Annotated in this window: 3 protein-coding genes and 2 tRNA genes; 2 read left to right on the top strand and 3 right to left on the bottom strand. The window is 67.8% G+C overall.

Annotation, left to right across the window (positions count from 1 at the left end):
- The 3 genes from tuf to VN378_RS10905 form a co-directional block, all read right to left on the bottom strand.
- On the bottom strand, window positions 1-924 hold a 924-nt coding region (gene tuf / locus VN378_RS10915; protein ID WP_325739765.1), incomplete at its 3' end, for an elongation factor Tu.
- A 52-nt stretch (window positions 925-976) separates the two neighbouring features.
- A tRNA-Gly gene (locus VN378_RS10910) sits at window positions 977-1,050 on the bottom strand.
- Between the two features lie 76 nt (window positions 1,051-1,126).
- Window positions 1,127-1,210: transfer RNA gene (locus VN378_RS10905), tRNA-Tyr, on the bottom strand.
- A gap of 146 nt (window positions 1,211-1,356) precedes the next feature.
- Here VN378_RS10905 and rlmB point away from each other — a divergent pair.
- A complete protein-coding gene (rlmB, locus tag VN378_RS10900) occupies window positions 1,357-2,274 on the top strand; it encodes a 23S rRNA (guanosine(2251)-2'-O)-methyltransferase RlmB (RefSeq protein WP_325743604.1) in 918 nt (305 codons plus the stop codon).
- Window positions 2,275-2,316: 42 nt separating this feature from the next.
- Window positions 2,317-3,095: TerC family protein (locus tag VN378_RS10895; protein ID WP_325743603.1), on the top strand; the 779-nt coding region annotated here is incomplete at its 3' end.

Raw genomic sequence — 3,095 nt, 5'->3', positions numbered from 1 at the left:
CAGGAATTTGGTGTGCGGGGTGATCGAACCCGGCTTGCACAGAACCTGACCGCGCTCGACGTCCTCACGCTTGGTGCCGCGCAGCAGCACGCCGACGTTGTCGCCCGCCTGGCCCTGGTCCAGCAGCTTGCGGAACATCTCGACGCCCGTGCAGGTCGTCTTCTGGACGGGACGGATGCCGACGATCTCGACTTCCTCGCCGACCTTGACGATGCCGCGCTCGACCCGGCCCGTGACCACGGTGCCGCGGCCCGAGATCGAGAAGACGTCTTCCACCGGCATCAGGAACGGCAGGTCCAGGGGACGCGCCGGCTGCGGGATGTAGTCGTCCACGGTCTGCATCAGCTTGATCACCGACTGCTCGCCGATCTCCGGGTTCACCCCGTCGGTCGCGGCCTTGGCCGAACCCGCCGTGATCGGAATGTCGTCGCCCGGGAACTGGTACGAGCTCAGCAGCTCGCGCACTTCCATCTCGACCAGCTCCAGCAGCTCGGCGTCGTCCACCAGGTCGACCTTGTTCAGATAGACCACCAGCGCCGGCACGCCGACCTGACGGGCCAGCAGGATGTGCTCGCGCGTCTGCGGCATCGGGCCGTCGGCGGCCGAAACCACCAGGATGGCGCCGTCCATCTGCGCGGCGCCCGTGATCATGTTCTTCACATAGTCGGCGTGGCCCGGGCAGTCGACGTGGGCGTAGTGACGGTTGGCCGTCTCATATTCCACGTGCGCCGTGTTGATCGTGATGCCGCGCGCCTTCTCTTCCGGCGCCGCGTCGATGTCGGCGTAGTTCATCGCCTTGCCGCCGCTGGCCTTGGCCAACACCATCGTGATCGCCGCCGTCAGCGTCGTCTTGCCGTGGTCAACGTGACCAATCGTCCCGATGTTGCAGTGCGGCTTGTTACGTTCGAACTTTTCCTTGGCCATGGCCAAAACTCCTGTGGCCCGGGAAGGGGCGATTGGGTCAGCTTAAGAATTCTGGAGCGGGTAGACGGAATCGAACCGACATATTCAGCTTGGAAGGCTGCTGTACTACCATTGTACTATACCCGCACGGAGACTGCGTCGGGCGCCTCAGCCCTCCGCAGCCGACCCGATATGGGGTCCAGACCTTCGTTTCGAAACCGCGTGGTGGGGGAAGCAGGACTCGAACCTGCGAAGCTTACGCAGGGGATTTACAGTCCCCCCCCTTTGCCGCTCGGGACATTCCCCCAGCGCGTTTTCGAACCGTCGGACCGATGCGCCGGCGACCTTTCGGTCGTCGAAACAACAAAAGCTCTCGGTGTCCCGCGTCGCCTGGTTTAGGAGGGGCGCCTGACCCGAAAGCCCTCAGGGCTCCAAATCGGAGGGCGTCTTATAGTGTCGAGAAATCCAGAACGCAACGACCGGAAATCGGGCAAAAAACCGGCTTTCGGCGACAAGTCCGCAGGCCGTCCGGGCGGGCCCGGAGCAGGCGCCAAGGGTCCGGTCGCGGGCGGCCCCGACCGCGGCGGCTGGAACCCCAATCCGAAGCCGAAGTCCTTCTCTGATTCCGCGCCCCGCCCGTCACGGGCCAGGGCCGACGCCGACAATTTCGTCTGGGGCCGCCATCCGGTGCTCGCGGCGCTGGCCAATCCGGCCCGCAAGGGCATGGGCCGGCTGCTGGCGACCGCCGACCGCGCCGCCGAGCTGGAGCGCGACCAGGCGACCCACGGCCACAGGGTCGAGATCATCGAGGTCCAGGCCCTCGACCGCATGCTGCCGCCCGGCGCCGTGCACCAGGGCCTGGCCTTCAAGGTCCAGCCGCTGGAAGGGGTGGCGCTGGAGGACATCGCCGGAGACGGCGGGGTCATCGTCATGCTGGACCAGCTGACCGATCCCCAGAACGTCGGCGCCATCTTCCGCTCGGCCCTCGCCTTCGGGGCGAAGGGCATCGTGGTCCAGGACCGTCACTCTCCGGCCCTCGCCGGCGCCCTGGCCAAGGCCTCGGCGGGCGCGACGGAACGCCTGCCCTGCGCCCGCGTGACCAACCTCAGCCGGGCGCTCGAGAAACTGGCCGACCTCGGCTGGCGGGCCGTGGGCCTCGACGGCTCGGCCGAGCTGACGCTGGACCAGGCGCTGGACAGTCGGCCGACCGTGCTGGTGATGGGATCGGAAGGCGACGGCATCCGGCGTCTGGTGGCGGAACACTGCGACGTGCTGGCGAAGATCCCCATGCCCGGCGGCTTCGAAAGCCTGAACGTCTCCAACGCCGCAGCCGTGGCCCTGTACGAAGCCTCGCGGAAGCAGACCGCCTGATCCCGCATTGATGCCCGGCTGATCCTGTCCTAGAGCCCGCCCATGGAATTTCTCTCGTCCCCCGAACTCGCCAGCCAGGCCGCCGCCCTGGGCCAGGTGCTGATGATCGACCTGGTGCTGGCCGGCGACAACGCCGTGGCCGTCGGCCTCGCCGCCGCCGCCCTCGCGCCGGAACAGCGCAAGAAGGCGATCCTGATCGGCCTCGCCGCCGCCGTCGTGCTGCGCATCGGCTTCGCCCTGATCACGGTCCAGCTGCTGGCGATCATCGGCCTGCTGCTGGCCGGCGGCGTCTTGCTGCTGTGGGTCTGCTGGAAGATGTGGCGCGAACTGCGCGAGCAGGCCACCCACGACCAGGCCGAAGCGGAGGCCGAACTGGAGACCGCCCTGTCCGCGCACCACGGCGGCGGTCCGCCGCCTGAGGCCCTGGGCATCAGGCGCAAGAGCTTCGGCGCGGCTCTGCTGCAGATCATGATCGCCGACGTCACCATGTCGCTGGACAACGTCCTGGCGGTCGCGGGCGCCGCACACGAACATCCGGTGATCATGGTGTTCGGCCTGATCCTGTCCATCGCCCTGATGGGCGTGGCGGCGACCTTCATCGCCAAACTGCTGACCAAGCACCGCTGGATCGGCTACGTCGGCCTGGCGATCGTCCTGTATGTCGCCCTGCACATGATCTGGGACGGCGCGCGGTCGGTCGTGGTCCGCACCGGAAACACCGAGCCGTTCAACGCCTCGGCCCCCGCCTTCCTCGAGATTTCGCCCGAGGAGGTCGAGGAGTTCCAGCGCGGGACGACGGCGGAGACGGTCCAACCCCCGCC

Origin of the sequence: Brevundimonas sp. (genome assembly GCF_035561115.1) — a bacterium.
GTDB lineage: Bacteria > Pseudomonadota > Alphaproteobacteria > Caulobacterales > Caulobacteraceae > Brevundimonas.
The sequence above is the reverse complement of the archived record's forward strand: the minus strand, read 5'-3'. Positions and strand labels throughout refer to the sequence as shown.